This window comes from Oryzifoliimicrobium ureilyticum (assembly GCF_037199735.1).
Taxonomy (GTDB): Bacteria; Pseudomonadota; Alphaproteobacteria; order Rhizobiales; family Rhizobiaceae; genus Rhizobium; species Rhizobium ureilyticus.
The window spans coordinates 263,826-289,532 of the sequence record NZ_JBBBVQ010000004.1; the positions used below are offsets into that span (position 1 = coordinate 263,826).

General features: G+C 55.0%; 28 protein-coding genes. 8 read left to right on the plus strand and 20 right to left on the minus strand.

Annotated features, from left to right (window positions below):
* The 6 genes from VQ830_RS08550 to VQ830_RS08575 all read right to left on the minus strand — a co-directional run bounded on the left by VQ830_RS08550 (position 1) and on the right by VQ830_RS08575 (position 6,611).
* The gene (locus VQ830_RS08550; protein ID WP_337267652.1) at positions 1-891 is read right to left on the minus strand and encodes a carbohydrate ABC transporter permease; all 891 of its coding nucleotides are present in this window, start codon (positions 889-891) and stop codon (positions 1-3) included.
* The gene (locus VQ830_RS08555; RefSeq protein WP_337267653.1) at positions 888-1,964 is read right to left on the minus strand and encodes an ABC transporter ATP-binding protein; all 1,077 of its coding nucleotides are present in this window, start codon (positions 1,962-1,964) and stop codon (positions 888-890) included. Before VQ830_RS08555 ends, VQ830_RS08550 begins: the two co-directional genes overlap by 4 nt.
* A 72-nt stretch (positions 1,965-2,036) precedes the next feature.
* Positions 2,037-3,293 (minus strand): ABC transporter substrate-binding protein, encoded by a 1,257-nt coding sequence (locus VQ830_RS08560; RefSeq protein WP_337267654.1) that lies wholly within the window; start codon positions 3,291-3,293, stop codon positions 2,037-2,039.
* A 448-nt stretch (positions 3,294-3,741) separates the two neighbouring features.
* Positions 3,742-4,731, minus strand: a complete 990-nt coding sequence (locus tag VQ830_RS08565) for an XdhC family protein (protein WP_337267655.1) — start codon at positions 4,729-4,731, stop codon at positions 3,742-3,744.
* Between the two features lie 327 nt (positions 4,732-5,058).
* Complete coding sequence (locus VQ830_RS08570; protein ID WP_337267656.1) at positions 5,059-5,487, minus strand: response regulator; 429 nt, start codon at positions 5,485-5,487, stop codon at positions 5,059-5,061.
* Entirely contained in the window at positions 5,484-6,611 is a 1,128-nt protein-coding gene (locus VQ830_RS08575) for a PAS domain-containing protein (protein WP_337267657.1), read from the minus strand. Before VQ830_RS08575 ends, VQ830_RS08570 begins: the two co-directional genes overlap by 4 nt.
* Before the next feature lie 425 nt (positions 6,612-7,036).
* On the opposite strand from VQ830_RS08575, the gene VQ830_RS08580 reads away from it, so the two are divergent.
* Positions 7,037-8,809 (plus strand): putative bifunctional diguanylate cyclase/phosphodiesterase, encoded by a 1,773-nt coding sequence (locus VQ830_RS08580; protein WP_337267658.1) that lies wholly within the window; start codon positions 7,037-7,039, stop codon positions 8,807-8,809.
* A gap of 184 nt (positions 8,810-8,993) precedes the next feature.
* Here the strand turns inward: VQ830_RS08580 and VQ830_RS08585 are convergent, their stop codons facing one another.
* The 5 genes from VQ830_RS08585 to VQ830_RS08605 all read right to left on the minus strand — a co-directional run bounded on the left by VQ830_RS08585 (position 8,994) and on the right by VQ830_RS08605 (position 11,628).
* Positions 8,994-9,221 carry a hypothetical protein gene (locus VQ830_RS08585; RefSeq protein ID WP_337267659.1) on the minus strand — a complete coding sequence of 76 codons (228 nt, stop codon included), beginning with the start codon at positions 9,219-9,221 and terminating at the stop codon, positions 8,994-8,996.
* Positions 9,222-9,645: 424 nt separating this feature from the next.
* Positions 9,646-10,194 carry a GNAT family N-acetyltransferase gene (locus tag VQ830_RS08590; RefSeq protein ID WP_337267660.1) on the minus strand — a complete coding sequence of 183 codons (549 nt, stop codon included), beginning with the start codon at positions 10,192-10,194 and terminating at the stop codon, positions 9,646-9,648.
* Positions 10,191-10,724, minus strand: coding sequence for a GNAT family N-acetyltransferase (locus VQ830_RS08595; protein ID WP_337267661.1), 534 nt, complete (start codon positions 10,722-10,724; stop codon positions 10,191-10,193). The genes VQ830_RS08590 and VQ830_RS08595 overlap by 4 nt, the downstream gene beginning before the upstream one ends.
* Positions 10,725-10,759: 35 nt before the next feature.
* Positions 10,760-11,164, minus strand: coding sequence for a GNAT family N-acetyltransferase (locus VQ830_RS08600; RefSeq protein WP_337267662.1), 405 nt, complete (start codon positions 11,162-11,164; stop codon positions 10,760-10,762).
* Positions 11,161-11,628, minus strand: a complete 468-nt coding sequence (locus VQ830_RS08605) for an NUDIX hydrolase (protein ID WP_337267663.1) — start codon at positions 11,626-11,628, stop codon at positions 11,161-11,163. The genes VQ830_RS08600 and VQ830_RS08605 overlap by 4 nt, the downstream gene beginning before the upstream one ends.
* Before the next feature lie 144 nt (positions 11,629-11,772).
* Here VQ830_RS08605 and VQ830_RS08610 point away from each other — a divergent pair, with 144 nt between their 5' ends.
* Positions 11,773-11,943 carry a hypothetical protein gene (locus VQ830_RS08610; protein ID WP_337267664.1) on the plus strand — a complete coding sequence of 57 codons (171 nt, stop codon included), beginning with the start codon at positions 11,773-11,775 and terminating at the stop codon, positions 11,941-11,943.
* Positions 11,944-11,953: 10 nt separating this feature from the next.
* Here the strand turns inward: VQ830_RS08610 and VQ830_RS08615 are convergent, their stop codons facing one another.
* Positions 11,954-13,165 carry an Nramp family divalent metal transporter gene (locus VQ830_RS08615; RefSeq protein ID WP_337267665.1) on the minus strand — a complete coding sequence of 404 codons (1,212 nt, stop codon included), beginning with the start codon at positions 13,163-13,165 and terminating at the stop codon, positions 11,954-11,956.
* Between the two features lie 548 nt (positions 13,166-13,713).
* On the opposite strand from VQ830_RS08615, the gene VQ830_RS08620 reads away from it, so the two are divergent.
* The gene (locus VQ830_RS08620) at positions 13,714-13,923 is read left to right on the plus strand and encodes a hypothetical protein (protein ID WP_337267666.1); all 210 of its coding nucleotides are present in this window, start codon (positions 13,714-13,716) and stop codon (positions 13,921-13,923) included.
* A gap of 218 nt (positions 13,924-14,141) precedes the next feature.
* Here VQ830_RS08620 and VQ830_RS08625 read toward each other — a convergent pair whose 3' ends face one another.
* From VQ830_RS08625 to VQ830_RS08640, 4 genes are all read right to left on the minus strand, one after another.
* The gene (locus VQ830_RS08625) at positions 14,142-15,092 is read right to left on the minus strand and encodes an alpha/beta hydrolase fold domain-containing protein (RefSeq protein WP_337267667.1); all 951 of its coding nucleotides are present in this window, start codon (positions 15,090-15,092) and stop codon (positions 14,142-14,144) included.
* A 370-nt stretch (positions 15,093-15,462) separates the two neighbouring features.
* Positions 15,463-15,840, minus strand: a complete 378-nt coding sequence (locus tag VQ830_RS08630) for a hypothetical protein (RefSeq protein WP_337267668.1) — start codon at positions 15,838-15,840, stop codon at positions 15,463-15,465.
* 278 nt (positions 15,841-16,118) lie between these two features.
* Positions 16,119-16,745, minus strand: coding sequence for an HAD-IA family hydrolase (locus VQ830_RS08635; protein WP_337267669.1), 627 nt, complete (start codon positions 16,743-16,745; stop codon positions 16,119-16,121).
* A gap of 145 nt (positions 16,746-16,890) precedes the next feature.
* Positions 16,891-18,339 carry a diguanylate cyclase domain-containing protein gene (locus tag VQ830_RS08640; RefSeq protein ID WP_337267670.1) on the minus strand — a complete coding sequence of 483 codons (1,449 nt, stop codon included), beginning with the start codon at positions 18,337-18,339 and terminating at the stop codon, positions 16,891-16,893.
* A gap of 355 nt (positions 18,340-18,694) precedes the next feature.
* On the opposite strand from VQ830_RS08640, the gene VQ830_RS08645 reads away from it, so the two are divergent.
* Positions 18,695-19,192: a hypothetical protein gene (locus VQ830_RS08645; RefSeq protein WP_337267671.1), complete on the plus strand. Its 498-nt coding sequence runs from the start codon at positions 18,695-18,697 to the stop codon at positions 19,190-19,192.
* A 64-nt stretch (positions 19,193-19,256) separates the two neighbouring features.
* Here VQ830_RS08645 and VQ830_RS08650 read toward each other — a convergent pair whose 3' ends face one another.
* Together VQ830_RS08650 and VQ830_RS08655 are read right to left on the minus strand one after the other, a co-directional pair.
* Positions 19,257-20,042 carry a Crp/Fnr family transcriptional regulator gene (locus VQ830_RS08650; RefSeq protein WP_337267672.1) on the minus strand — a complete coding sequence of 262 codons (786 nt, stop codon included), beginning with the start codon at positions 20,040-20,042 and terminating at the stop codon, positions 19,257-19,259.
* A 100-nt stretch (positions 20,043-20,142) separates the two neighbouring features.
* Entirely contained in the window at positions 20,143-21,030 is an 888-nt protein-coding gene (locus VQ830_RS08655) for a LysR family transcriptional regulator (RefSeq protein WP_337267701.1), read from the minus strand.
* A gap of 102 nt (positions 21,031-21,132) precedes the next feature.
* Between VQ830_RS08655 and VQ830_RS08660 the strand changes: the two genes are divergently transcribed.
* Entirely contained in the window at positions 21,133-21,873 is a 741-nt protein-coding gene (locus VQ830_RS08660) for an SDR family oxidoreductase (protein ID WP_337267673.1), read from the plus strand.
* A gap of 27 nt (positions 21,874-21,900) precedes the next feature.
* Entirely contained in the window at positions 21,901-22,113 is a 213-nt protein-coding gene (locus VQ830_RS08665) for a tautomerase family protein (protein ID WP_337267674.1), read from the plus strand.
* Between the two features lie 85 nt (positions 22,114-22,198).
* Here VQ830_RS08665 and VQ830_RS08670 read toward each other — a convergent pair whose 3' ends face one another.
* Both VQ830_RS08670 and VQ830_RS08675 read right to left on the minus strand, forming a co-directional pair.
* Positions 22,199-22,525, minus strand: coding sequence for a hypothetical protein (locus tag VQ830_RS08670; protein WP_337267675.1), 327 nt, complete (start codon positions 22,523-22,525; stop codon positions 22,199-22,201).
* A 158-nt stretch (positions 22,526-22,683) separates the two neighbouring features.
* Positions 22,684-24,657, minus strand: a complete 1,974-nt coding sequence (locus VQ830_RS08675; protein ID WP_337267676.1) for a putative bifunctional diguanylate cyclase/phosphodiesterase — start codon at positions 24,655-24,657, stop codon at positions 22,684-22,686.
* Between the two features lie 195 nt (positions 24,658-24,852).
* Here VQ830_RS08675 and VQ830_RS08680 point away from each other — a divergent pair, with 195 nt between their 5' ends.
* Complete coding sequence (locus VQ830_RS08680; RefSeq protein WP_337267677.1) at positions 24,853-25,083, plus strand: hypothetical protein; 231 nt, start codon at positions 24,853-24,855, stop codon at positions 25,081-25,083.
* Positions 25,084-25,231: 148 nt separating this feature from the next.
* Positions 25,232-25,483, plus strand: a complete 252-nt coding sequence (locus VQ830_RS08685; protein WP_337267678.1) for a hypothetical protein — start codon at positions 25,232-25,234, stop codon at positions 25,481-25,483.
* The last annotated feature ends 224 nt before the right edge of the window (positions 25,484-25,707 follow it).

A 25,707-nucleotide genomic window follows, 5' to 3' on the forward strand; every position in this document is an offset into this window, starting at 1 on the left:
TCACGTCCCCGCAGCTTTATCGAGGCGCAGAACGCCGATGATGACGATGGCGACCAGGCCCACCAGCAGGAAGACCCATGTGGAAGCCGCAGAACCGACGCCAAGCTCTTGAAAGCTGATCAGCCGGTCGCGTGCATAAATGGAAACCGTCATGACGCTCTCATTGCTGGCGGCGATGACGTAGGCAAGGTCGAACATACGCAGCGCGTCCAGCATGCGAAAGAGAACGGCGACGCCGATCGCGGGGCGCAAAAGAGGCAATGTGATTGACCGAAAGCGTTTCCAGGCAGGAATGCCGTCGACTTCTGCAGCTTCGAAAATTTCCGAGGAGATAAGTTGCAGTCCGGCCAGGATCAGCAGAACCATGAAGGGCGTCGTCATCCAGACATCCGCAAAGATCAGCACGCCCATCAAGAGTGAGCCACCGGCCGTCCATGCTATTCCATGGTCGATGATGCCGAGCCTCACCAGAATCTCATTGAGCACACCGAATTGATCGTTGAGCATCCACTCCCAGATCTTTGCCGATACGACAACCGGAATGGCCCAAGGGACGAGGATCGCCGCCCGCGCAATGCCTCTTCCGGGAATGGCCTGATTGAGCAGAAGGGCAATCATCAGGCCGAGTACGGTTTCCAAGGCGACCGAGATCACCGCGAAGATGGCGGTATTGCGAACGGCGATCCACCATGTGCGATCGGTAATGACCTCAATGAAATTCGCGAAGCCAACATTCGAATAGGTCGAGAGATCGTCGAGGAAGGCATCCGTGAAAGAAAAATAGATGCTGCGGATGAGTGGCCATGCCGCGACCAGAATGAGGATAAAGACAAGCGGCGTCAGAAAGAGCCAGGCCGCTCTGTGATCGCGACGGGCAAGACGCTCGCTCATGCGCTCATCTCCTCATCGTCGAGGGCAGCAGTTGCGGAGATGCGTTTCTCCGCCTCATCGAACACAAAGACAGCGCTGTCGGCAAAGCCAAGGCCGACTCTGGTACCGATCAGCCGCCGCGCCGGTGGAAAGGCCGCTCGTGCCACCCAAAGGGCGTCACCATCAAGTCGGATATAGGCAAAATGCTCGTGGCCAAGATCTTCGACGCGTTCGAGAATCCCGGTTAAACGGCCTTGGTCGGCTGCAACCAGGCTCAAGGCTTCAGGACGGATGCCGATCGAATGCGGTTTGCCATTCGCAGCCAGAGCGGCAATATCGAACGACGGCGCTTTTATGTGCGACAGGAGCAGGAAATTCATCCGCGGGCTGCCGATGAAGCCGGCAACGAAGCGATTTTGTGGACGGCGATAGAGCTCTTGCGGCGTGCCGACCTGTTCGACGCGCCCTTGATTGAGCACGACAATCCTGTCTGCCAATGTCATGGCCTCGGACTGATCATGAGTCACATAGATCATCGTCGTTTTCAGCTCGTCGTGCAGCCGCGCGATTTCCATGCGCATTTCCATCCGCAGATCGGAATCGAGGTTGGAAAGGGGCTCGTCGAACAGAAATATTTCCGGCTGACGAACCAGCGCCCGGCCGATCGCCACGCGCTGTCGCTGGCCGCCGGAAAGTTCACGCGGGCGCCGTTCGAGAAGATGGTCAACCTTTAGCATTTTCGCGACGGTGTGGACCTTGTCCGCAATCGCCGTGCGCGAGATGCCCATGGTTTCAAGCGCAAAGCCGATATTGCGGGCGACATTCATATGCGGATAGAGCGCATAGGACTGAAACACGAAGGCAACGCCGCGCTGGGAGGCGGGCACGTCCGTGACATCCTCGCCGCCAATTTTGACGTGTCCTGATGTTGCCGGGACAAGGCCGGCGACGATGCGCAAGAGAGTGGATTTACCGCATCCCGACGGGCCGACAAAAACGACGAATTCGCCGTCGGATACTGAAAGATCAATTCCACGAATGACGGGATGGGTGCCGAAACTTTTGGAGACGGCCTGGAGAGAAACTGATGCCATTGCACAAACCTGTTGGAGCCGGAAGCGAGAGGCTCTGCAAAGAGAGCCTCCCGGCGATATGATGGCTCGGCCTCAGCGGCTTTCCTTCAGCTTTTCCAGCCGCGACGCGAGACTTTTCAGGGTGCTTTCGGTGTTTGCGCTGCCTGACAGGATGTCGTGAACGGCGCGATAGAAGGCCTGCGAAACGCGGTTGTAGCTGGTGCCCGTGTAGCCCGATGGACGAACCGCACTATCGGCAAAGGCTTGTTGGTTGTCCTTCAGGAATGGGATTTTGGCGAGAACCTCAGGATCGTTGTAGAGCGACTGGATCGACGGGTTGAAGGCAGACTGAACGGCACGCATCTTTTGCATGTCGGTGCCGGTGATGAAATCGACGAAATCTGCAGCCACCTTCTGCTTGGTGCTGAACTTGGAGACGCCGTAATACATTGGGCCGAGGCAGCCGCTCGATTTTTCGCCGGCCTTTCCGACCGGCAGCGGCATCACGCCCACCTTGTCGACGATTGCGCTTCCAGCCGCATGCGAGGTTCCCCAAACATAGGGCCAATTGCGGTGGAAGACGGCGTTGCCGGCTTCGAAAATGGCGCGAGATGCTTCTTCGTCATAGCCGAGCACGCCTTCAGGTGTAATCGTACCGATCCAGCCCTTGGCGCGATCAAGAGCCTGGACGGCCTGGGGGTTGTTGATCGTGACTTTGCCGTCGTTGGAGATGATCGTGCCACCGCCGTTGGACGCAATCAATTCGATCGCATCGCAGGTCAGGCCTTCATAACTCTTGGCCTGCCAGACATAGCCCCACATGCCCTTGTTGCCGGCATCGCGCTCCTTGTCCTGGATTTCCTTTGCCGTTGCGGCGAGCTCTTCCCAAGTTTTCGGCGGCTGCTTGCCGTATTTTTCAAGCAGGTCCTTGCGGTAAAACATCAAGCCGACATCCATATAGGCCGGCATGGCGACGAGCTTACCATCAAGTTTGGCGGCTCCCAGGGTTGAGGCGAAATGCTTGTCCTGGTCTTCCTTCGGAATCATGGTGGTGAGGTCGAGCAGGTTGTTTTTGAACATGCCGAGCCAGATCACATCGAGGAACAGGACATCCACATCGGCGGATTTCGAGGCGAGCAGCTGCTGATAGATCGGAATAGCATCGTCTAATTGGGCCGGCATCTTGTTGATCTTGACCTCGTTGCCGGTCTTCTCATGCCAAGCTTTGGCGACATTGGTGCACAATTCGAATTCGGTCGGTGCGCAGAATGCGGAAATGGTTTCAGCCTTTGCAACTCCACCGGAAACACCGGCGAGAAGGGCAATAACGGCAAGACTTTTCTTCAGCATGAGCTGTTCCCTTTATGATGCTTTATGTCGTTGTGGGCAGTGAAGAATTGAGATGCTTGGAAGACTTTGCGGCTGCACCGGCCTTGGATTTAACACCGTGCATGTGCGATCGTCTCTGATGGATCTATTGGCGCGACATGCAATGGAAGAAGGCGCATTTAATCCCCGCTCATGACGCGGGTTGGAACATCGTGTTTCCCTCCATCTTATCACCTTGCCGACTGTGCAGGCACAGGCAGGACGTTCTGACGCCGGCCCTCCTGCTTCATGAGAATGAAGCAAAGGGCCGAGGAGTGCGTCAATCTGTCCACATCCCCCTCATGATGTCAACGCGAAATTTATAGTCTAAAAGCTGATTACAATTGAAATGAACGTTCCACTTTGGGCCGCATGCGGTCCTCTCGGGAAACGTTAAACGTGTCTTGAAACCTCGGGGACAGCGCTTTTGTCAGGCGATTCGTGATGCAGCGATGTCAGCTACTATTGAGAGAGCAAGGGAATCTGCGCTGCGTGCCTTTGGGAAAATGCCGATCGGTGCCTTGATCCGATCGAGATCGCTTTGGTTATAGCCGAGCTGTCGCAGTGATGCGCATCTGCGCTCATGGGTTCTCGTACTGCCAAGCGCTCCAATATAGAATGGATTGGCTTTTAGGGCTGCCTCAAGCACAGGCCGTTCCCGATCGATGTCATGATAGAGAATGACGACCGCCGTATCCCGATCAATGGAGGGCGCTGACGCAGCCGCGTCGTTGCGGTGCCAGACGCTGTATCCTGCTGCCTTGGCCAGACGTTCAACAGCGGCAGCTTCCAAAGACCCGCCATGGATCATCAGTTGTGGACAAGGCCGGTAGGAAATAGCGAAGGACTCGCCGTATTGCCCGGTCTCGACTGGTTCTTGCGCGATATCAAGGCGCTGCGCCGCAGCACTATAGAGGAGGGCTACCGGTTGGCGTGCCGCGAGTTTATCAAGCGCGGTGGATACAGCCTTGCTATCGCGCAGCAGATGAATGGCTAGGGTAATGCCGCCGCCGCACGGTAGAATGATATCGAAGAATGGCGATCCCTCTCCAAGCAGGAGCATTCTATCAGAGCCCTTGCCAAGTGCTGCGATGGCTTCGGCAGCCACGGCGGCTTCGGTGCAGCCGCCGGATACGTAGCCGCAGTAAAGGCCGTCTTCGCGCACGACCATCTGGGCGCCAAGAGGGCGGGCAGAACCGCCGCGGATCTCAATGAGCGTCACGAGAGCGGTTCTCACGCCCGCTTCAACCGATCGGACTGCATAAGCTAGAATGTCAGTTGCTTTATCGGAGTGAGACGCAGGGGAAGGCGCTATAGGCGTGTCAAGCACGACCGCGTTCCGCACATTACCTAATGGCGAGCCGATATGCGATTGCGGGTAATAGCTGTGGTCCACAGAATGCAGTTCGCCTGATCGCATTGCTCGCTTCTCTTTCAGTACGGCGCGCCTCTTGCGCAGTCTTCCATATGTGCGTCGCTTTGCTGACGATGCGCCACACCCGGCTACCATCTAGAATGGTCTGACGCAGATTAAGTTCAATTGGATGTGCGATCGATCCAATAGTGGCTAGACATTACGATCGCGTACGAGCAAACGCGCCGTCTCGCTTCGCTACGGCGTTGGATTGTCAATTCTCGCATGGCGAGATAGACGCGGATGATCGAGTTTTCATCCGGTGAGACAAACCGTTGTCGCCTCCTATGTCGGCAGCCGATTTGCCTCCTCCTGCACCGAATGTCTTTCGCTTTAAGCCCGGCTTCTGTGGCGTTCTGAGGGTTCCGGGGCCATGATGAGGCTTGGCGGGGGAAGCGCGTGTTCGTCGCCTTCAACGACGCTGGCGAGAAAATCGAGCGCGTTGCGCAAGCCATTCGCGGTATAGGGTTTCTCGATGGCACCCAACGCGCCGGCAAAATCTTCGGGTATGCGTTTCACATTCCCCGTGACGAACACGTAAGGGATTCCGCATTCCGCCAGATAGCGCCCGACATCGATCCCGGTCGGTCCATCCAAAAGGTGGATATCGACGAAAGCAAATTCCGGATGTTCGGCGTCGATGATTGATCTTGCAGCAAAACTCTCCATTGCTTCGCCGACAACATCATGTCCGGCAGCTTCTATTTCGCTCTCCAATTCGAGCGCCAGAAGGGTTTCGTCCTCGACAATCAATATTTTCAATGTTTCGGTCCACTTTCTTCTTCAACCATGAGCGTCACGCTGACGGTTGTCTGTCTGCCTTCCCTTTGCCGCTCAATGCGCGCATTGACCTGCTTGGCCGATGTCTCGAGCACCAGACGTCCAAAATCCTGTTCTTCAGGATCGACATCGACGGGCTCCGCCGTATCTTCAACTCGAATCAGGAAATGTCCGTTCAATCGTCTGACAGTCACTTTTATGTGTCCGCCGCCATCGCGAAGGCCTCGCCTTACCGCGTCGCCCACGAGTTCGTTGACGATCAATGCTAGCGGAGACGCCTTCACCGCAGGAACATAAACCGGCGACAGATCAAGCTCGACGTTGATGTCGTCACGCTTGAGCGCTTCCATCAGATCGATGACGAGTTCGCGCGTGAAATCTGCGATATCGAAGCGGGCAACATCATCAAGTGTGAAAAGCTTCCTTTGAACCGTGCTCAGCGCTTCGACCCTGTTCAGAACGGCAGCAAGGGTGTTGCGCACAGTTTCATCCTGGGTCAGCCTTGCGTGGAGTTTCACGATCGAAGCGATGGTCAAAAGGTTATTCTTCACGCGATGATCGACTTCGTGCACCAGAAGTGTCTTGGCCTCGAGCGCTAGCGTCAAATCTTTGGTTCGACGTGCGACTTCTTGTTCGGCCAGATGGCGTGCTGCTGCAAGCTCCGCTTCCTTGCTCTTGATATTTGTGAAATCAAGCTGAGAGGCGAAGAAGTAGATGACTTCGCCCTCATGATTCCGCACGGGACTGACAAAAAGCGCGTTCCAAAAGCTGCTGCCGTCCTTGCGATAGTTCAGGATGTCGATCGCGATGCTTTCTTGAGCGTGGATCGCATTCCTGATCTTGTCGACGGCACCACGGTCCGTCTCGGGCCCTTGAAGCAGCCTGCAATTATTCCCGATCAACTCGTCATTGCCGTAGCCGCTTAGATCATTGAACGCTTTGTTGCAGAAAATAATCGGGTTATCGTCCTGTCGGGGATCGGTAATGATCATCGGCATTCTTGTTGCCTTAAAGGCCGCCGCGAAGGGATCTTCAGGCAATCGGCTTCCCACGAGATCGTCGGATGCAAGTTGTGCCTCATTTTTCGATCTATCTTCGTTGCTCATCAACTACCTAATTTTATTCCGAAAAGAACATATCATCGCGACTGAAAATGTTCCAAGCCTCGGCAATTAGAGGCCAAAAGTGATGGTGCAAGGGGTAGGGGGAATTAAAGCTGTTGTGCGGAATGCTCTAGAAAAATGCATGTCAAAGCCAGATTAATGGCATCTGCATGTATCTTTTAATCTTATACTAACGGTAAGTTTCATTAAATCGATTCAGCAAGCCCATTTGATACTGTTCAATAAGTATAAAGAACTATGTTGGGTTTGAAGGCAACTGCGTGGATAGCGCAAAGGCATGATGCCGCCTCAATGAAAGTCTGATGGACGTCTCGCTAAAAGCGACTTTCAGTGAATGCCCGTTTTGTTTTTGTAAGAAATTTTTGTGGCTGGCGCTGGCTCTGCTCAGGCGCCTGCAGGATAGATTTATGACAAATCTCAATGAAAAGCAGCGCATCACCTGTTTGCGCAATTTAAAGCTGCTCGATACTTCACCAAGCGAAAGCTTTGATCGCATCACACGGCTCGCGTCCGAACTTTTTCACCTTCCGATAGCCGCCGTCTCACTGACCGACTCCGATCGCCAATGGTTCAAATCAAAGGTTGGAGTCGAGCACAACGAGATTCCGCGGCATAAAGCTCCTTGCGCCGCCGTTGCCGAAACGAACGCTTTGTTAGTCGTCGAGGATATGAAGACCGATCCATTTTATTGTGACAGCCACCTAGCCGGCGCCGGGGTGCGGTTCTATGCCGGTGCGCCCTTGATTACGCGCGACGGTTTTGGCCTTGGGGCACTCTGCGTTCTAGGGGTCGAGCCTCGCCTTGTGACCACTGCCGAATGCGACGCACTCACCGATATGGCGTCGATGGTCATGGACCAGATTGAATTGCAGCGCGCCGTGGGCCGTATCGACGCCACCACCGGCCTTCCAAACCGTTTTCAGCTTCTCGACGATCTCGCAGGATTGAACGCACAGGCGAGCGGCAAGCCGCGCTTGATCAGCGTTGTCGATCTCGCCGAAAACTCTCAGATCGCCAATCTTGCACGAGTGCTCGGCGCTTCGCACTTCGACAACATTCTGCGTCGACTTGCCTCGATCATTGCGCGCCGTGTTGGAGAGGGGCGGGTCCTCTACCACGTTGGGCCAACGCAATTCGTCGTCATCGCGCCTGATGAAGCTGAGCTCGGCCCATACCAAGAATATGTCGTTTCCGAACTGCGACGCCTTGAGAGGCTGATCGACGTTGCTGCCCAGATGACGCCGTCAATCGGGATCCTTTGCTATGAACCGGAAGCAATGAGCCCAGAAAACGTCTTGCGGTCTCTGCAGAGCGCCGTGCATGAGGCGCGTGCGAGCCACAATGGTGTTGCGCTGTTTTCGGCAGCGGCCGACCTGCGCTATCAGCACAATTACCGGCTCCTGAAAGACTTTTCGGCCGCGTCAAAGGCCGACGATCAGCTATTCCTCGTGTTTCAGCCGCGGATGTCGCTGAACGACGACTCGGTTCAATCGGCTGAGGCGCTGTTGCGCTGGAAGCATCCGGAGTTCGGCCTGGTCTCGCCAGCAGACTTCGTGCCAATTGTCGAGACATCTTCTTATGTCAAGGAGATGACCGCATGGGTGATCGATGCCGCGCTGAAGAAGCTCGGTGAATGGAACGCGAGCGGCTTTCGTATGCGGCTCTCCATCAATATCTCCGCTGCCAATCTTTGCGAACCCGATTTCCTTGATCGGCTGGACGCCAAGCTCACGGCTTACAGCGTTTTGCCCTCGCAGATCGAATTCGAGTTGACGGAAACCGAGATGATGAAGGAAACCGGTTCAGCAATGGACCTTCTTCATAAGATCGCTGACCTTGGCATCGGCATCGCCATCGACGATTTCGGCACCGGATATAGCAGCCTCACCCGCATGCAAAAGCTGCCGGCCGATGTGATCAAGATCGATCGGTCCTTCATCGCTGACATGGCGGAGGGGAACAAAGAGCGCGTGCTGGTTCAGTCGATGATCAGTCTTTCCCACAGCCTCGGTTACCGCGTGGTGGCGGAAGGCGTGGAGTCGAAAGAAGTCGCCGATCTGCTTCAGGCGATGCGATGTGATGAGATACAGGGCTTTTGGCTGTCGCGTCCATTGCAAGGCGACATGCTGATCCGCTGGCTTTGCGAGCGTCACGCTCTTACGTTGGCCCAAATCGCCTGAAGTTCGTTTTTCCGCAATTGGTTAGCGCGTTTTGCTGCGCGCGCTAACGTCGCGTTGGTCGGTCGTTCTGATCATGGTGCGCACTTCAATTCGTTTCAGAGTAAGGCGCATCCGGCCAGTCTTTGCCTCATCACGCGGGCGATAAAACGCGTCTTTCGTCTTGCTGCGTCGTCGCGCTTGCCGTTTACTCGATCTTCGTCACAAGTGGATGCTGGCCGTTGATCAGGCTTTCAAGCTCGGCCTCATCCTTGATGCCGAACTCGAACCACTCAACCAGTTCTTTTGCTTTATGTTGGCTTTCGGTGCTGTTGAACTGATGGCCATGTGCATCGCACCAACGATGAAGAATGGCGGACAGAAGATTGAGATCCGCTTCTTCCAGCGGATCCTTCGGCCAGAACGTCGTGCCCATCGGTTCTCCTGCCTTCATGGCTGTGCGTGGAGCGTTATGCCTGCGGTCATCCGCCAATAGAACTATACATTATAATTATTCTAGATGTTGTTCACTCATACCTAAAAAGCCTTGCGCTACAAGCGCTAGGCGCCCGGCTAGCCGTATTTTCAGGCCGGAAATCCCGGGCTGCGATACGGTTCTCGACCATAGTGACCGCAGTGCAACATGAAGCTCCACATAGATGGCCTCACGGCGTCTCCTGATCTTCTTGTTGAACGCGTGACCAGCAGCATAACGCGTTGAAATGATGCAGCTTCGATTTGCTCTCAAAGATGTATTCGGGACCATCAAAAAAGCTTAAGTGCGTTTTTCAATGCAACTATCGCGGAAGTTTATGCAACTTATGGAAGTTGGCTGTGTCTCGCCGTTTTTGCGCCCCGATCTAGTTCGGCTGAAACTCGTGCGCGAGGAGGCCCATCATGATGTCGTCGTGCCAGGTATTACCGACACGCGCTGCTTCGCGTTCCCGGCCTTCGATCCGGAAGCCGCATTTCTGGTAGGCGCGAATAGCACGTTCGTTATAGCTCACGACCCGCAAAGCGATCCGGTGTAACTGAAGTTCTGTGAAAGCATAATGGAGGAGTAGGCGCATCGCCTCGGTTCCGAAGCCCTGGCTCAATCGCGACCGATCGTAAAGTCCGATCGCAAGAGACGCGCGTCGGTCGGGCAAATGGACCCTGTCAAGCCTGATGTCACCCAAGAGCCGACCCTTTGCTTCGACAATCCAGGCGTAGGGATTGTCTGAGATCTGCCGTGTCCAGGCCTCTGCCTTCTCTTGCGTCAGAGGCCGGACTTCACTTGGATCTACCCCGAACATCAGAGCAATTTCCGCATCGGTGCCGAGCATCAGGCGTTCTTGCGCATCACCGTCTTGCGGCTGCCTGAGACGGACGCTTTGTCCTGTCAGAACTGGTTTCGTTGGCTTGTTCATTCCGTTCTTTCGTGAGAGGCGGTCACCAGGTCTTTCCTCAATCCAATTTTCTCAAGCGCGATCGCAAGGTTAGGATCGAATTTCGTCGCGCGCCAGATTTCAACGTATCCGAGGTGCTGGTAAAGCCGGTACGCACGGGCGTTCGCGGCTGCAACTTCTATGTCCGCCGAGGGAAAACCGGCTGCGGCAAGTTCTCCTTCCAGGTAAAGCAGCAAAGCCCGGCCGACACCGCGGCATTCAAAGTGGGGAGAGACCCACAGATCACTGATCTTTCCATCATCATGTTCGCATGCGGCAATGCCTGCCGCTTCATGATCCACGGTGGCGACCTTAACGCGAGGCCCCATCGCTGCAATGAAGGAAATAAAAGGGTTATCAGCCATGATTTTTGCAGTGACCGAGGGCAAAACAAAAGGCTTAATGCCGTTTATCCAGGATGAAAGGCCAAGGTCTGCCAGCGTCTCGATCTCATCGCGGCGCGCGGGACGGATCTGAATGTCCGGAAACGATCTCAGCTCTGAATCTCCCATGTGCGCAGACGACTTCGCAAGCTCCCCGATAGTCCCTAAAGCTTGATCAGCCCGGCTTTGGTGCTTGTAAATCCGCAGCTCCGATAAAAGCCTTCGAGGTGAGGTTCATAATCAACATGAAGCCAAGACGCGCCACGTGATCTTGCAGTGACTATCGCTTCTTTGACAAGGGCAGTGCCCACGCCTTTTCTTTGCGAGGCGGGATGGACGCAAGGGTCGAGAATAAATGCATGCTGACCGCCATCCGTTGCAATGTTGATGAAGCCGATGAGATGGTCTTCTTCGAATGCACAGATATGGGCAAGGCTACGAGATAGGATATTGGCAAAGTCTATCGTCTCGCTCGTGGTCCACGCCGCTTTCCAGAGTGCGTCGAGCGCTTCTTTCTCTGGAAACGGATCGGTCTTAAGGCAGAGCCGTTGTTCGCAAGCGCCGCTCATCGCAGAATGCATCCGTCAGGCGCAGCGAGGGCCTCCGACAATCCATTGGGAAAGAGCGGTATCTCTTTGCTCGCGAGGTCTTGGAGCGTGAACCAGCCTGCCACTTCCTCGTGTCCGTCAATTTCGAAAAAAGTGATACGATCTTTTCGGTAGAGTTCTTCATTGTCGAGCTCGATTTTTGCGGCAAAGATCATTTCGTGACCAAGGGCTCCTTCATGCACAAAAATATTCTCAAAGAAATGCCAGGTCGAAGAGATCGTAATCGAGCATCCGAGCTCCTCCTTGAATTCACGGCGCAAGGCCTCCTCGCGGGTTTCACCGAACTCGGCGGAGCCACCGAGGGGCCGGACACCCTTGAGCGCTCCATCGCTGTCGTAAACTTCGGCGGCCAAAAGCTCCGGGCCGCGCCAGACGATACCGAGCACTTTTGCCTTGATGATATCCCGCGGTTTCCAGATCGCCATGCTCATCCCTTTCTGTTGAGAACGACAATCCCAATCGCTGCCGACACCCGACCTCATTCGAACCTTTTTACATCTCTTAACCTGACAATTACGCAACAGCGTCAGACTGTTGGCAAGATGCATGAGAAGGTCTAAGCAGTCGCCATGACAGACAATGTGATCAAGTTCCAACGCCGCCCACAGCCGAAACCGCCTCGGCAGACCCCGCCATGGCTGAAGCGGCTTTTAATCGTGCTAGGCATCATCGCTTTTTTTGTGGCGGCCTATTTCTATTTTTCGCTGACGGGTGGCGGCGCCCGACATGTCCCCGCCTAGGTCGTCTGATCTACAGGAACCATGTCGCGATCAACCCGGCCGTTGCTGAAAAGATGGCGAGCGTTGTCGTCCAACCGAGGAAGTTGGTCAGGCCACCGTTGACCTTGTCACCCATGATGCGGCGGTTGTTCGTCATCAACATAATCAGGAAAAGCAGCGGCGGTGTCGAAAATCCTTGCACGATACCTGACCAGACCAAGGCTTTCATCGGATTGAAGCCGAGGAAATTCAACGCGACGGCGGCGGCCGTGAAGGCGCCGATCGCCAGATAGAATTTCCTCGCGTCCCGCGGTCGGGCATTGAGGCTCGCCTTCCATCCAAACGCCTGGGCAAGATCGTAGGCTGCGCCCGTCGTCATCACGGGAACGGCCAGAAAGCCCACCCCGATGATGCCGAGCGCGAATAAAATTCCAGCTGCATCGCCCGCAATAGGACGGAGTGCTTCCGCCGCCTGGGCTGCCGTATCGATCGAGGTCTGACCATTGGCGTGGAGAGTTGCGGCTGTTGAAAGCATGATGCAGTACATGATGATGTTGGCGAACCCCATGCCAGCCAGTACATCGCGCTGCGTGCTACGCAATTCTTCCCGGCTTGCGCCCAGGCGGGACGACAGGGTTTTCTTCCCATCGGCGATCTGTTCCTCCACCTCCTGATTCGACTGCCAGGTATAGATGTAGGCGGAAAGGGATGTGCCGACCATGGCGACCACGATCGATAGAAACTCTGGTGAGAAAGCAATGTGCGGGATGAATGTGCCCATAAGAATGGCAGTCAAATCAGGCTTTGCAAGCACCGCAGCCCCGATATAGGCCAGAAGCGCTAGCGCCAGCCAACGCAGCACTTTGCTAATTGTTCTATAAGAGGCCAGACATTGTACCGCGAACACTATGAGCGCAATGCCGGTGACGAGCAGGGCATTCGGCGCAGGGACGAAGAGCCCGAGCGCGGCCGCCATGCCGCCGAGATCGGCTGCGGCCTCAATCGTGTTTCCAATGACGACGCCGACAAGGACCGACCATAGCAACCAGCGCGGATAAAAGTCCCTGATGACATGGAAGAGCCCACGTCCGGAAACCTGACCCAACTTCGAGGATAGATAAACCACCGTATACATCATCGGCAGCATGACGGGAGCCAGCCACAGGGCCGCAGTTCCGAACCGTGCGCCAGCGCTGGCATAAGTGCCGATGGCAGACGGGTCATCATCCGCTGCTCCGGTCACGATACCTCTCACAAGAGTTCGCCCTAGTCGCCTCAACTTGATGCGAGAGGTCGATCCTTTGCTCCGATCTGAAGTCTCTTCCACTATCATCATCCCGTCGATGGCTGTCCGTTTCGCTATCAGCGCAATTGTGCTGCTTGCGGCGCCGGACGATGCGAGGCCAAACGCAGTGCGAACTTCACATGACTTTCGAAGTTCCCGCCGCGATCGAGCTGCTACCAGAGGTCGGCAATCTGACCGAAGAATTGCTCGTATGGATAATGGAACCTGTCTTTGCCCGCTTCCGTTGGAAAGATGAGGAAAGGATCTGGGTGTCCGGTGTTTCTATTCTTTTTCGGTACGAACGAGTGGGGTTATGAACGGCGTGTCATCGAGAAAACGTTTAAGGATAAAGGGATGAGATAAACACACCCCGCGTTTCTTACACCGTCCGCTGCGATGCGGTTTGTCAGACTTTGCCGCAAGACGGCAATCGTCCCGTCAGCCGATCATAGTGTAACTCTGAGACAGATAGTCCGAAACCGCGCAACGTGATCAGGAGGACATTGATGCAAGCGACTTATCATATCGCCGTTATGTTTGGCGTAGTGACCCTTGCGTGCTGGCTTGCTGCAGGTCTGACGGCCTTGGTTGGCACGAGCCGTAATCTTGCCCGCTACGAGGAAACAACGGGGAAGGTTGCGTTGTGTCTGAATTGCCTTGGTATGGTTTCCGCCGTTGGACTTGCCGCGACCATGATGGTGGCGACCTTCACATGAGCATCTCGCAAGTGGACCTCGTCCCGGCGAACGGGGGATGCTTCAACAAAAGTGTCGCGATACAGCAAATCCCAAGCGGGTAGCCTCTTACCCGCCATACTGGTTCAAAGGTGATCCGGGGAGCGACCATCGGTACCGGGAATATTGGTTATTCACCGCGCGCCTGAAAAATAGCTCCCCGGGATCGTCGGCAACCCGCTGGCGTCAACGTCTCACCCTCAGGCGAGGTTCGTTTTGAACCAGTTGACGACGGTGTCGATGATCGGCTTTTGGTGCCAGGGGGCTCCGCCATGCCCAGCGCCTTCCACGAGAACATAATCCGGCTTGCGACCGGCTGTGCTTAAGGCCTCATAGAGCTGTTTGCTCTGGATTGGCGACACAAGCGTATCGGCGGTGCCATGCATGATCAGGAATGGTGGATGCTTCCCGTCAATATGACCCATCGGGCTTGCTGCACGTGCTTTTTCCGGATCGGAAGCAATCGATGCACCCGGAAAATTATCGAATGCAGGGCCATTGACCAAGAGCGCTTCTGTGACAGAGGGGGATTGATGGATCTGTTGGCTTTCCGTCGAGAAGCCTTCGCCGATGTTGAGCAGGTTCGAGATGCCGAAGATCGTCGCAGCAGCTTGCACGCTTGAAGTCTGATCAAGATAATCGCCTTGATCATAGGCTTTTTCACCATGGGTGAGGCCGACCATCTGAGCAAGATAACCACCGGCCGAGTCACCGAGAGCGCCGATTCGGTTCAGATCGATTCCATAGGCCGCCGCATGTGCTCTCAGGAAGCGAATGGCAGATTTTCCGTCCTCTACAAGGCCAGGATAGGTATCGGGCACGGTGCGATATTCTGCGGATGCGACGACAAAACCGCCCTTTGCCAATGCAAAGCGCATTTGAAGGAATTGTTCATGGTTAGCGGAAACGAAACCGCCGCCTGGAAAGTAGACAATTGCGGGTTTAAGACCGTCGTCGCGCGGGACCATCAATGACATATGCAGTCGTCTGATCGCAAGCGATGCGCGCATCAAATGGACTTGGGCGTACACAATTCCGGAAATGAAATCGATCTGGCTCTCAATTTCGTCGACGCGGATCAGTTTTGCGCCATGAGCGTATCCGGGCAGTTCTTTGCCTCTTTTCGTGGCTTCTTCAAATACATTGCTCATAGAACAAGATCTCCCTTTCAAAACGAACTTAACATGATGTCTTTCAGCGCCGAGAGCGCATGCGCGACACAAGCGGATACGTAGCGCCTTCATAAACAGATCTCTCCGCCGCGAGTTGCGTGTACCCCTCTGGGCAGGATCAACGCTTGATAAGGTTAGTCATTTTGTCATTGGCGGCGCCGAGTTCAAGGAATGTCAATTTGGTAAACGGCGATCACCCATTGTCGCGGACAGGGCTCGCATTGTTAAAGACACGCATATGGGAGACCGTGCGTAGGAATCTGCGCCGGTGTGTTCGAAACGAAAAAACGCCCCCGTTTAAAGACAGGAGCGTTCAGGGGCTGACAGACTTTAGCCGCGCGAGGCAGAATTATTTTGTCGTGCAGTTCTGCTGGGGCTCAACGCCGGCGCTGCTGTTGTTCGTCACCGATCCGCTTGTCGCCGAATGGCAATCGCTTGAGTTCTGGTTCATGTTACCGCCCGAGCTATTGTTAAGGCCTCCGCCAGATGTCCCTGACGATCCGGATGTGCCGGAGCCGTTAGCGCCGCTGCCGGTCGCGCCTGTCCCTGTTGAGCCGGCCGCACCGCCAGTGGCGCCAGAACTTGTTCCGCCGCTTGTGCCGGAGCTAGTGCCCGCTGAACCAGAGCCGCCAGCGCCGCCACCGCCACTACCGCCAGCCGATTGTGCGAAAGCAGATGTGGCAAGTCCGAGCGACAAGACGGCCGCCAATGTTGTTTTGATAAGCATGAGGTTTCCTCCGTTATGGCCAAACGCCATGTGCATTCGGTAAAGGGCCAACGGTAAGTATGAGCAGAGGTTCCCTGAAAAGATTGTATCGAGATCGTGAGCCTTTTAACGGCTGGCTCAAGTGCGGCCGGATTAACCTCGACAGCCAGGAGCCGACAAGATGCCGGCGACAATCGCATTGGCGATAGCAAGAGCGAGTTGACGCTGAGCTGGTCGGCGGCAAGCCCATCCAACGGGGCCAGGTGCATTCGAAGCGCACCCGATGGCGCTTGTTTTCGCTAAGCAAGGAGATCGGCAAGGAGCGGGCTTTTCCGGCAATCCTCGATATTGGTGTAGTAGATTCCTTGCCAGCCGAATTCCTCTGCAGTTCTAACCACCGAGAGGCTGTCGTCGATGATGATCGGCTGCTTTATTTGCGGGCCGATGATGTCCATTACGCGGCTGTAGAAGAGTGGATCGGGCTTCAAAACACCCAGTCTTGCCGCATAGAAAATATCGTCGAAGAGGTTTTCGAGGCCAAGCTTATTCCAGAGGTAAAAGGCACGCATGTGTTCCTGATTGGTGGCGACGTAAAGTCTGACATCCTTATGATGGCGCAACCGCCGCACCAGATCGAGCAGCTGATAATTCAAATGGCTGTCCCGATTGATCCAATAGCTCGCGACGGTCAGAGGCGAGCCACGATATCCGACGTCAGGCAGTACTTCTTCCAGCGCCTCCAAAAGCGCCTTCCGTCCAGTCAGGACCTCCTTTTCGAAGACGCCTCTGATGAAAGTCTGTGTGAAGACTTCGGAGTCGATACCTAGATCAGCTTTTATGTGCTGGTCCCAGCGTCTTCTTCGCTCCGTCTGGCCGGTATATCCATGAATGAGAACGCCATCGACGTCGAACAGGATCGATTGCACATCCATCTCCATTTCTAGGCGCAAGACAGACCCGAAGGGGATCAACCACGCGCACTTCTAGACCATGACACCTCAACTCGAAATCCGACTCTCGGGCAGAGGTTGCAGGACGTGTCAATTTGACTGTTTGGAGGCGAATTTCCACTCAAACTTTTGCAGCGGGTGGAAACTTGTGAATTCTTTGGCGAGTTTCTTGGGTCGGGCTCGAGATCGCCTCTTTCTTCCTCTCGTCCTCATAGAAACGGACCTGACGCTTGCCGCCATTTTTGCCTTCGTAAAGGGCAATGTCGGCCTTGCGAAGAAGGGTCAGCGGGTCTGTGCCGTCTTCCGGGGCAAGGGCGACGCCGATCGTAATGCTGACCATGATCGGAATGACGTCCTTGATAAGGATCGGATGCTCGACAGCACTGATGATAGCATGTGCTATCGTGGCAATTTCGGCCCTGTCGCTGCTGCCGCCAAGGATGAGGGCAAATTCGTCCCCGCCAATGCGCGCCAGGCAATCGTCCTGATCGATGGTTTGGCGAATTCTGCGCGCAATAACACGAAGCACTTCATCGCCGGCATCGTGACCATAGCGGTCATTGATCGGCTTGAACCCGTCAAGATCAAGATAGGCCACGGCGAAGCCCGGCCCATAGGAAAGGCGTTTACGTGTCTTGGCGTCGAGACGCTCGAACAGCAGAAGACGGTTGGGCAGCCCGGTCAGAGGGTCGTGCTTTGCCTGGGCTTCGCTTTCAGCAATCATCCGTGCCGTCGAGCGCGCCTGTCGCAATATTGCTGCGCTCAGCAGCGCAAAGGTAAATCCGATGAAAACCCAAACCGGTACTGAAGTCTGAAGCAAGGCGTCCCCTGGGCGCACGCCGTCCCAGGTGAGAAATCCGATTGCGTCGTCATGCGGGGAGGTTAGCTCGACGAAAGGTGCGTCCTGAGGTTTCAGGAACACCAATTTGAGATCCGAAAGCAGATAGACGTCGCAAATCTCGCGCAGCATCGCTTCGTCAATGATATTCACGAATACCAGTAGGTCAGGATCCTGAGCAGGTTGGGCATCCGGCGTCGAAACTTGAATAGGCGCGATCGCTACGATTGCGGGCTTTCCATCCGCGGCGATCAGTCCTGAGACTGCTCCGTGCCCTGCAGCCCGTGCTTTGGCGAGCAATTCTTTTAGACCGCTTCCGAGAACTTTTCCCGCCTCATGGTCAGAACGGTTACCCTCAATCATCGAATAGATGGTCGAGCCATCAGCAGCTATGACAAAGGTCATGTCGAAACTGAAATTTTGAAATATCGGTCTACCGATCTCTTCATCGATCCAGGCCAGATCACGACTGTCCGTATGATCGACGGCCTGGTTCCAGCTGCTGTAATCGACGACTGCCTTTTCGATCTGCTTCTTGCGCAGCGTTAGTGCCCCGCCAGCGAGCTTGATTTGCGAGGATTGGGCGATCGAGGTTTGATAATCCGCTACAAGGACTAGCGTCGCCAGTAGGCTGCACAGCAACACGGCGACGGCCACGGCAAGAGGCACCGTCACCTTCGTAATAAGCTCGTGATAAGCTTCCTGCGTGTTGTTTATCGTGCGGGTGTCCATGCGGGCAGTATTTGCATCGTTTCTAAAGGAATGATGAAGCGATTGAGGAGAATTAACAGTGAAATAGCGAATTGGTGCGCGGCGTTTGAAAGAGTACAAACTTTAAGCCACCGATTGCAATTTATTCGTTAACGCAACCGTTTTGTCTTCGCTCTTGTCTTTTGAAATGTCGGCGTCGCGAAGTCGCCTATCCTCGGTGATCGAAGGATGGAATTGAAGCTTTTACGCTGATAACGCACATGTGATCACGGCGACTGAAATCTTGGATTTCGCAACCTAAATCCTGATGGCAAAAATGTGGACGTTTTGCGTTTCTACGGTAAATTTGTGATTCCTGGCCTCGAAAGGAAATCGCATGCGTCGCTTTAGCTGTGTCGTTGTGGCTTTTCTCAGCATATCCACTTGTGCATTTGCAACGTCTTTGACCGCGCCAGGTGACATCAGGCAGGCGGTTTCCAGCAATGGTGCGGTTGCTACCATCGATATGCTGAAGAAAAATGACAGCTGGAAGAGGCTTGTCGAAGAAATCCAGGATGGAAAGACCGCTTGGTTGAAAGTCGTGCCATTGCTGCGGCCTGCGGCTGACGAAGCTGCCGCGGATGATCTCGACAAGGCCGTCGGCCAGGCCATCAAGCGCAACCCGTCGACGGTCCTCAGGATGATCGGGCAGGGTGTCAGCGCGGAGAATATCTGCAAGGAACCCTTGGAGAAGACAGCCGCGAGTTACCAGTTTAGAGCGGAAACGGAAAAGGCCGTTCGCCGGGTACGAGATCACTCCTTGAAGGAGCAAAGAGAAAAATGCCTGCGGGAGCTCTATCTTGGCCGCGGCAACATGCACGCCGCCGCCGAATGATGATATAAAGCCGGCATCATCTATGTCGGCTTTATCCTGTAGTCCACGATCTCGGTGCGCCGTCTTAGCCTTTTGAGCCGCTCCGCAATTGAGCGCCGGTCAACTCTCCGCCCACATCGGCGTGCGCGGCATCGGTAAACGGAGTACCAATCCACCTGTCATATTCGCGTTCCGAAGTTCCATACGAATCTCCGGCGATCTTCTCAAGGATCGTCCTGTCTAGAATGCGGACGAGGCCTCGCGTGGACTTGATGGCATGCATTCCTTCGAGAATGTGAAGCTGGCCGGTAACGCCGGCGCGACGAACTCCGAGCATGATGGCAAGGAACTCATGCGTGAGCGGCATGTCATCGTTTTCAATCCGATCATGGCACATCAAAAGCCAGCGTGCCAAGCGCTGGTGCATCGTATATTGGGCATTGGCAAGGACGGATTGGGCAAGTTGCACGTCGCAGACATGGGCGTACCGCAAGAACAGATCTTGCGGTAAAACCCCATCTGCAATTCCCTGCATGAGATGGTCCGCTGGTATGAAGATGCCGTGGCCTTCTACCTGCATGAAAATATCAACAGGGGTTTTGTCGACGTGCAGGACGACGGTATATCCCGTCATCCCTTCACGCCCGACATGGCCGACCTCCACCGACGCGCCGCCTGGGTTTGTTGCGACCTTAGAGGCAAGGCCGCTTTCCAGGAAGCAAACGCGCGTGATGGTCTGCATCGATTTGACGGTATAGGTTCGTACCGGCAGTTCCGTTCGCTTCATCTGCGGTTGGAGATAGGCAAAGGCATCTGGATCAAGTGCCTGGAGAAGCCGATTGCGAACATCGCCTTGCTTTATCGAAATCATCGCTCGTCTTTCCTTGGTACTGAACGTAGATATCTGACCATAAATAGTGCATCGAAGGCGGGAGACCAGCATCCCCACCGGCGCGCCCTTTTTTCAAACGTCATGCCGGCGAAAAAATGCTGGCGATCCAGTCGATGAAGACGCGAACCCGCGGCGATAGCTGACGATTTTGAGGATAAAGTACCGATAGCGGGGTGGGTGACGGCGGATAGTCTGCAAGGACTTCCACGAGGTTTCCTGCATCGACTTCGGATTGCAGACGATAGCGTGGGGCCTGGATCAGCCCATAACCGAGTTTGGCAAGATCCGTCATCGTATCGGAATTATTGACTGTTAGCCGACATGGCAGACTGACATAGCGAAGCACGCCATCTACGGTGAATTCGAGCGGGATGATCTGGCCCGTGCGAGACGAGATAAAGCCCACGGCTTTATGATCCGAGAGCTCGTCAGGTGATGCCGGGTTGCCGTGCTTTGCAATATAGGCGGGGCTTGCGCACGTCATTTCGCTCAAGCTTCCCAGCCGTCGCGTGATCAGACCGCTATCGGCAATCTCACCGGCGCGGATGACGCAGTCGACGCCCTCTCGGATGAGATCGACCATCCTGTCTCCCTGGCCAATCTGCAGTTCAAGAAGCGGATAGCGGTCCAGAAACGACTGGAGGTGCGGCAGCAGAAATGTTCGGGTCAAGAGGCTATGGGCATCGATGCGCAGCAGGCCACGCGGCTGGGCGTCCCGGAAAATGTTTTCCGCTTCATCGATATCGGCGAGAATTGACAGGCAGCGTTCGTAAAAAGCCCGACCGTCCAGCGTGGTCGTGACATGCCGCGTCGTTCGATCGAGGAGGCGTACGCCTAGATCGGCCTCCAACTCTTTGATCGACTGAGTGACCGTGGAGCGCGCGAGATCGAAATCAGCGGCGGCACCTGAAAAGCTGCCCCTTTCGACGATACGAGTGAACAGTTGCATTCGCTCAAGACGATCCATAATCGATTGTTCATCACAAGCGAATTCTGAAGTCAATTCATATGTCATTGTTCTCATTCCGATCGAGGCGTAGTTTGTGTCCATCACGAAAGGAGCAGAGCTATGGGCATTCAAGAACAGCGGGTCGCCATTGTCACAGGCGCATCAAAGGGTATCGGCCGGGCGATTGCCCAGCGTCTCGCAACTGATGGCATTGCGGTCGTCGTCAATTACGCCTCAAGCGCCAAAGCAGCCGAAGAACTTGTGGCAAAGATCGCTGACGATGGCGGGAAAGCCATCGCGGTTCAGGCCGATGTGGGTGCTAAAGATGCATATCGGATCCTGTTCGATGCGGCTGAAAAGTCCTTTGGCGCAAGTGATATTCTCGTCAACAATGCGGCAACGATGAGCCTTTCACCGATTGCCGACGTCGACGATGAGAGTTTCGAACGACAGATCGCTTTGAACCTGACCGGCACGTTCCGGGGGATGCGTGAAGCGGCGCGGCGGCTGCGCGATGGCGGACGGATCATCAACCTGTCATCCAGCGTGGTGGGTGTCTATGGTCAACGCTATGGGGCTTATGCGGCCACGAAGGCCGGCGTCGAAGCCTTGACGCACGTTGCGTCCAAGGAACTTGGGAGCCGCCACATCACAGTCAATGCCGTCGCTCCTGGGCCCGTCGAAACCGAACTCTTCATGGACGGCAAGTCGGAAGCCCTGGTCAACACGATTATCGGCAACATTCCACTTGGTCGTCTTGGTCAGCCGGACGATATCGCGGCGGTGGTTTCCTTCCTGGCAAGCCGCGAAGGCGGTTGGGTCAACGGCCAGGTGCTACGCGCCAATGGCGGCATGATCTGAACCAGTGATCAAACAGGAGTCAATCTCATGCCATTCATCAATATCAAGACGCCCGAGGGCGCACTCAGCCGTGCTCAAAAGCAGGAAATCATGCATCGGGCAACAAATCTTCTGGTCGAATATTTTTCCGAAGCTGCAAGACCGCACACGATGGTTTTGATCGAGGAAGTGAAAGATGGCGGCTATGGCCGTGCCGATGAAATCTTCATGGTGCCGCAGGCCTATCGGGCCAAGGAGTAGCGTGCGATCTTCAAGATACGTCGTAAAAAAGGGGAGGTGGGCGCGAACCCACCTCCTTGTTCATTCTGCAGAATTCCCAAAAGCGTCAGTAGCAGACGCGGGTGCGATACATATCGCCCCAGGCGTTCTGATGCCATTCGGTATGGCAAGCGGGATAGACCCGTTCATAAACGGGCGGATAGGCAACGGGTCCGGCATAGACGGGGCCACCATATACGGGCGCTGCGTAAACCGGATGGGACGTTGCGCCAGCAATCAAGGCGCCGCCCACCACTGCGCCGGCAATACCGGCCGCGAGGCCTCGGCCAAAATTATTATGTGCTTCAGCCTGGGAAGCGGTGGCAATTGTGGTTCCCGCAATTGTCAAGGCGACCAGACCGGTGGTGATAAATTTACGGGTTGTGGTCCACATGGTCTTCATCCTTTTCGCTCGCAACGGCAATATGTACCGTCGTTGAGTACGATGAGACTGTAGGACTTTCATCCTTACCGCTGCATATCCATTGGATTAAACAATCGTAAGGGGCGAAACATGGGTAGATCAACCGATGTATGATGGGTTGGAACCCGTTATGGAGCCAGCGGCTGGCCGATATCTTTCTTGATGCCGTCCAGCCAAGCGATCGCCTTGTCGCGCGGCATGGCGCCTGAAAAATAGAAGCCTTGCATGAGCTTGCAGCCAAGCTGCTGCATGGTCCAAAAGTCGCTTTCGGTTTCCACACCCTCGACGACGACATCGAAACCGTACGCCTCTGAGACCCGCAACACAGCATCAATGAGCGAACGATTGGTCGAAGTAAGTGTCGTGCCGGTCACCAAGGATTTGTCTATCTTCACCCTGCTGGCTGGAATTTGCTGCAGCGAGCCGAGCGAGGAGTAGCCAATCCCGAAATCATCGATCGCGAGCCGCACGCCGCTGCTGGCGAGGCGAGTGAGCTTATGCTGGATAAGCCTTGGATTGATCGCCCCTTCCTCGGTGATTTCCAGAACGATCGCGGAGGGGGAGACGCCCATGCGCTCCAGCTTTGCCAGAAGAAGTTCGTCCACGGCGATCTGCGCAAGCTCGCGCGGCGAGACATTGAAGGCGATTTTGATATTACCCCTGCCGATCGATTTCAGCGACAGGGCCATGATGGCGGCCTCGCGCGCAATGAACCTAAACAGTGGCTCGGAAAGGCCCGTGATCGCGGCGGTATCGATGATCGTCGACGGCGTGATCCAACCATGCTGCGCATGCTTCCAACGCAGCAGGGCCTCGAACGTATCCACCCTTTTTCCGTCATCGGCCATAACCGGCTGAAACCAGATCTCCAGCGTTTCCTTCGAGAGAGCCTGCGCCAGATCGCGTTCCACATCGCGCGAGATCTGCGCCTCCATGCGCAAGGCATCGTCGAAGATGCGAAAGCGATTTCGGCCTTCCTTCTTGGCAGCATAAAGGGCGGCATCCGCATAAATCATCAGCTCGTCCATATCGCTGATCTTGCCGATATAGATACCAACGCTGGCGCCGACGCGGCCGGCATCGAGTTTCGAGAAAGGAATCGAGATCGCCGTGATGAGCCGCGTGGCCAGGATCTCAGCTTCCTGATGACTGGGAAGCGTGCCAAGGTATATGGCGTATTCATCGCCGCCAAGGCGTGCAACGGTCGCGTCCTTGTCCATGACTTCCGTCAAGCGGCGCGCGACCTCGACGAGCACCCGGTCACCGGTCTTGTGCCCATAAGCATCGTTGACGGATTTGAAGCCATCGAGATCGAACAGCATCAGGCAGCCTTCCTTGCCGCCTTCGGCCGCACGTTCAAGCGCCTCTGCAAATCCGCTTCTGTTTAAAAGCCCGGTCAACTGATCGTGCACGGCCCTTTGCTGCATCTGTTCGGCTACCAGCCTTTGCTGTTCATTGGCGACTTCCAGCGAGCGTGACAGCGCTGTGGCTTCGTTTTTCAGGCGGCTGTCATTGATGACAAGTTTTTCGCTGAGCCGCGAACTGCGGATAAGGGCTGCGAGATAAAGAAGGACCGTCAGCGCCAGGATCATCCTGTCGAAGCCGCCGGCAGCGATAAGGCAAATAGCGACGGAGAGGAGGCTGGGTGTGATGAAGAAGATCGGGATGCGCGCATAGGCGAAACCATGCGTGACGGCGCCAGCCGTAATGCCGCAGACAACTGTCAGGTAAAACAGGGTTTGCGGCGACGTGTACCAATTGCAAAGTACGGGAATAAAAGCCCAGACCATTCCGGATAAAAACGCAAAGAGGGTATGAAGCAGCAGGTGATGCTGGACGGAAAGCGGATAAAGCTTTCCAAATGCACTTCCCCGTTTGTTCTCTTGGCGGATCGGCAGGCGGCACAGGATGATGCGCATCGCGTTGACAATCGAGGAGATCGTGAACCAGATGGCCCCAAGCGTCGTTTCACCGGCATGATGTGCGACAAGCAACGACGCGACGCCTAAAAGGATATTGACCGGAATGGAAATAGCCACCGTCTTGCGGACCGCAAGCAGCTGGTCCGTTACGATGGCGTACCGCAATTTTTTCTGAGTCATGATCGCGCCTGGATGATGCCGAATAAAAGCATACCGGCAAGACATGTATAGAGTTTTAAGTATATGTTTTATAGAGGGCTGTCACAGCGCACGACCGCGTAACCGCCAGGCTTTGCGCAGTTTTGCAAAGTTTCTTCTCGTCCCTCTGATCTGGCACGGTTTTATGTCCGTAATAGTAAGCTTTAGGGGACAGACTTGGTCAATCGCAATCCGGACATCACGGCCTATATCGGCGCCGACTATAAGCCATACAAGCCTGAAACCTTCAGAGGGTTCTTTGTGACCTTCGCAGGAGGCGATACGGAGCGAAAAACTGAGCATTTTGCCGCTCTTGAAGATGCTGTTGGTTTTGCCGAGACCATCGCCGGCGTTGTGTTCGAGATGGCAAGCCTCAAGCAATACCGGTTCGATAGCAGTAGCAAATGAAGGTGCCTACACCCTCTGCCTTTGGACAGTTTATTTAATTATTCTCTAATATTCGCGCATTATCCTCGCGCCAAGTCGATTTAGCTGCGAGTGGTTGAACAACGAGACGGTCGCAGCGTTAAATTAGCAGTCCTTAAGGGAATCTCAGATGTCAGCCGTCGAAGAAGAACCCAACGTCGTTGCTTTCATTGATGCCGATTTCAGGAGCGACATGCCCGAAACGATCCGAGGCTTTACTGTTACGGTCGTTGGAAGCGAGAAGGATCTGAAAACGCAGACTTTTTCGACACTCGAAAAGGCAAGAGACTATGCCGCTGACGTTGCCGACACGACGCATGATTTGCCGAGCGTGGAACGCTATCGCAGCGAACTTTATCGGCGTTCCAATAGCAATCATTGAAAAGCGCTCGGTGTGGGTCAATTTGTGCCAGTGACCGGTTCAATGGCGCAGCTACCCGACTGGGTCATTCTCCGATCGACCGTTCTCTGCTGAATAAAGTAAGTTTTGTGCGACCTGAGAGATAGGTGACAAATCGTACCGGAGACATGGGTTACACTTTCCGACTTTATCGGGAGGTGTAGATGCCGTGGAGAGAGACTTCGGTCATGGATGAGCGTCTTCGA

Excerpts from the sequence above, each read along its gene's own strand:
- VQ830_RS08550 (WP_337267652.1), bottom strand. The coding sequence starts at position 891 with ATGAGCGAGCGTCTTGCCCGTCGCGATCACAGAGCGGCCTGGCTCTTT.
- VQ830_RS08555 (WP_337267653.1), bottom strand. The coding sequence starts at position 1,964 with ATGGCATCAGTTTCTCTCCAGGCCGTCTCCAAAAGTTTCGGCACCCAT.
- VQ830_RS08560 (WP_337267654.1), bottom strand. The coding sequence starts at position 3,293 with ATGCTGAAGAAAAGTCTTGCCGTTATTGCCCTTCTCGCCGGTGTTTCC.
- VQ830_RS08565 (WP_337267655.1), bottom strand. The coding sequence starts at position 4,731 with ATGCGATCAGGCGAACTGCATTCTGTGGACCACAGCTATTACCCGCAA.
- VQ830_RS08575 (WP_337267657.1), bottom strand. The coding sequence starts at position 6,611 with ATGAGCAACGAAGATAGATCGAAAAATGAGGCACAACTTGCATCCGAC.
- VQ830_RS08580 (WP_337267658.1), top strand. The coding sequence starts at position 7,037 with ATGACAAATCTCAATGAAAAGCAGCGCATCACCTGTTTGCGCAATTTA.
- VQ830_RS08585 (WP_337267659.1), bottom strand. The coding sequence starts at position 9,221 with ATGGGCACGACGTTCTGGCCGAAGGATCCGCTGGAAGAAGCGGATCTC.
- VQ830_RS08590 (WP_337267660.1), bottom strand. The coding sequence starts at position 10,194 with ATGAACAAGCCAACGAAACCAGTTCTGACAGGACAAAGCGTCCGTCTC.
- VQ830_RS08595 (WP_337267661.1), bottom strand. The coding sequence starts at position 10,724 with ATGGGAGATTCAGAGCTGAGATCGTTTCCGGACATTCAGATCCGTCCC.
- VQ830_RS08600 (WP_337267662.1), bottom strand. The coding sequence starts at position 11,164 with ATGAGCGGCGCTTGCGAACAACGGCTCTGCCTTAAGACCGATCCGTTT.
- VQ830_RS08605 (WP_337267663.1), bottom strand. The coding sequence starts at position 11,628 with ATGGCGATCTGGAAACCGCGGGATATCATCAAGGCAAAAGTGCTCGGT.
- VQ830_RS08610 (WP_337267664.1), top strand. The coding sequence starts at position 11,773 with ATGACAGACAATGTGATCAAGTTCCAACGCCGCCCACAGCCGAAACCG.
- VQ830_RS08620 (WP_337267666.1), top strand. The coding sequence starts at position 13,714 with ATGCAAGCGACTTATCATATCGCCGTTATGTTTGGCGTAGTGACCCTT.
- VQ830_RS08625 (WP_337267667.1), bottom strand. The coding sequence starts at position 15,092 with ATGAGCAATGTATTTGAAGAAGCCACGAAAAGAGGCAAAGAACTGCCC.
- VQ830_RS08630 (WP_337267668.1), bottom strand. The coding sequence starts at position 15,840 with ATGCTTATCAAAACAACATTGGCGGCCGTCTTGTCGCTCGGACTTGCC.
- VQ830_RS08640 (WP_337267670.1), bottom strand. The coding sequence starts at position 18,339 with ATGGACACCCGCACGATAAACAACACGCAGGAAGCTTATCACGAGCTT.
- VQ830_RS08645 (WP_337267671.1), top strand. The coding sequence starts at position 18,695 with ATGCGTCGCTTTAGCTGTGTCGTTGTGGCTTTTCTCAGCATATCCACT.
- VQ830_RS08650 (WP_337267672.1), bottom strand. The coding sequence starts at position 20,042 with ATGATTTCGATAAAGCAAGGCGATGTTCGCAATCGGCTTCTCCAGGCA.
- VQ830_RS08655 (WP_337267701.1), bottom strand. The coding sequence starts at position 21,030 with ATGGATCGTCTTGAGCGAATGCAACTGTTCACTCGTATCGTCGAAAGG.
- VQ830_RS08660 (WP_337267673.1), top strand. The coding sequence starts at position 21,133 with ATGGGCATTCAAGAACAGCGGGTCGCCATTGTCACAGGCGCATCAAAG.
- VQ830_RS08665 (WP_337267674.1), top strand. The coding sequence starts at position 21,901 with ATGCCATTCATCAATATCAAGACGCCCGAGGGCGCACTCAGCCGTGCT.
- VQ830_RS08670 (WP_337267675.1), bottom strand. The coding sequence starts at position 22,525 with ATGTGGACCACAACCCGTAAATTTATCACCACCGGTCTGGTCGCCTTG.
- VQ830_RS08675 (WP_337267676.1), bottom strand. The coding sequence starts at position 24,657 with ATGACTCAGAAAAAATTGCGGTACGCCATCGTAACGGACCAGCTGCTT.
- VQ830_RS08685 (WP_337267678.1), top strand. The coding sequence starts at position 25,232 with ATGTCAGCCGTCGAAGAAGAACCCAACGTCGTTGCTTTCATTGATGCC.